Source organism: Streptomyces sp. NPDC059456 (assembly GCF_042750055.1).
Classification (GTDB): domain Bacteria; phylum Actinomycetota; class Actinomycetes; order Streptomycetales; family Streptomycetaceae; genus Streptomyces.
Genome location: NZ_JBHYVA010001028.1, coordinates 1 through 1,959 on the forward strand (window position 1 = coordinate 1; position 1,959 = coordinate 1,959).

The window sequence follows — 1,959 nt, forward strand, 5'->3', positions numbered from 1 at the left end:
GGGGGAGCGCCGCCTCTGGGGCGGGGGCCTCCCAGTCCCCCGGTCCCGGCGGGGTATCCCGGGGATGTGGGTGGCCCGCGGCGCCGCCCGGCCCGGCGGGGGCCCCCCCCGCCGTCCGCGCCCCGACGGCCCGATGACATGATCACGGCGTGATCGACGAGAACAGCGGACCGCCCCGTCCCGCCCCCGTGCCGTACGTCCTCTTCGACGTCGACGGGACCCTGATCGACGCGGTCGCCAACCAGCGCCGCGTCTGGGAGGCGTGGGCGGCGCGCCACGGGCTCGACCCCGCCGCCGTCCACCGGGTGGCGCTGCGGACCCGTCCCCTGGAGACCTTCGCGGAGGTGGCCCCCGATCAGGACCCGCAGGCCTGCCTCGCCGCGCTGCACGAGCTGGAGGACGAGGACGTCCGGTCCGGTGTCTACGCCGCCTTCGACGGCGCGGCGGAGCTGCTGGCCGGCCTGCCCCCGGGCCGCTGGGCGCTGGTGACCTCGAACTACGGGCACCGGGTGCGCGGACGGTTCGCCCGGACCGGCCTGCCGGTCCCGGACGTCGTCGTGGACGCCGCCTGCGTCGCCGAGGGAAAGCCGTCGCCGGTGCCCTACCTGCTGGCCGCGGAGCTCCTCGGCGCCGCGCCGCAGGACTGCCTGGTCATCGAGGACGCGCCGTCCGGCGTCGAGTCCGGGCTGCGGGCCGGGATGACGGTCTGGGGGGTCAACACGCCGACCCCGGTCGCCGGGGTGCACCGGCATTTCACCGGTCTGCACGAGGCCGTGCCGGCGATCCTCGCCTTCGCCCGGGGCGCGCACCGGGACGCCACCGGCTGAGCGGCGTCACCGGCCGCACCGTCGGTCAGGCCAGTTCGCGGCGGAAGAACTCCAGTTCCAGCGCCATGAGCTTCTCCTTCGTGCCGTTCGGCGTCATGTGGGTGACACCGGGCAGGGCCAGGAGCTGGTGGGGGCGTCCGGCGTCCGTCAGGGCCTGCGAGAGCCGCAGGGTGTGCGAGGGATGGACGTTGTCGTCGGCGAGTCCCGTGATCAGCAGCAGCGGCCGGGTCAGGTTCGGGGCGTCCGGGATCAGCGAGTCGCGCTCGTACACCTCGGGGTGTTCCTGCGGGAGTCCGAGGTAGCGCTCGGTGTAGGCCGTGTCGTAGTGCCGGAAGTCGGTCGGCGCGGCTCCGGCCGCCGCCGCGTGGAAGACGTCCGGGCGGCGCAGCACCGCCATCGCGGACAGGTAGCCGCCGTACGACCAGCCGCGCACCCCGACCCGGCCGAGGTCCAGGTCCGGGTGGCGGTCGGCGAGCGCGTGCAGCGCCGCGACCTGGTCGTCCAGGGTGACGTCGGAGAACCCGCGGTGCACGGCGTGGGTGAAGGCGGGCGAGACGTACGGGGTTCCCCGGTTGTCGACGGTGACCACCGCGAAGCCCCGGTCGGCCCACCACTGGCGGTGCTGCCAGCGGCGAGGCTCGGCGGACACGTCCTGGAAGCCGGGGCCGCCGTAGCCGTCCACGAGGACGGGCAGCCGCCGGCCGGGGACGTGGCCGCGGGGGAACACGACCGCGGTGGGGATGCCGTGCTCGGTGACCCGCTCCAGCAGCGGGACCACCCGGTACGGCAGCGGCGCGGACAGGTCGGCGGGGACGAACTCCCGCCCGTCGGCGGTGCGTACGGTGCGCCGGATCCCGTCGGCGTCGGCGGTGGTGAGCAGCAGCGTCCCGGAGGAGGCCTGGACGCCGTGCACGCCGGGTCCGTCGGCCAGCGGGGTCGGCTCCCCGGTGGCGGGGTCGAGGAGGAGCACCTGCTGTTCGGCGGGGTCGCGCTGCCCGGCCTCGACGAGCAGCCGGCCGCGGTGGGTGCCCGCCACCCGGCGGACCTGGATCCCGTCCCCGGTCAGCGGTTTCCCGTCGACGGCGAGGGCGCGGGCGGCGCCGCCCGCGGGGGCCCCCCCGGGGGCGGGCCG

2 protein-coding genes are annotated in these 1,959 nt (G+C 76.6%); one reads left to right on the forward strand and one right to left on the reverse strand.

From position 1 onward, the window contains the following. Positions 1 to 149 precede the first annotated feature (149 nt). Positions 150 to 827: an HAD-IA family hydrolase gene (locus ACFXA3_RS41795; RefSeq protein ID WP_385196627.1), complete on the forward strand. Its 678-nt coding sequence runs from the start codon at positions 150 to 152 to the stop codon at positions 825 to 827. A gap of 25 nt (positions 828 to 852) precedes the next feature. Here ACFXA3_RS41795 and ACFXA3_RS41800 read toward each other — a convergent pair. Then, the coding region (locus ACFXA3_RS41800) for an alpha/beta hydrolase family protein (RefSeq protein ID WP_385196629.1) at positions 853 to 1,959 on the reverse strand (1,107 nt) is incomplete at its 5' end.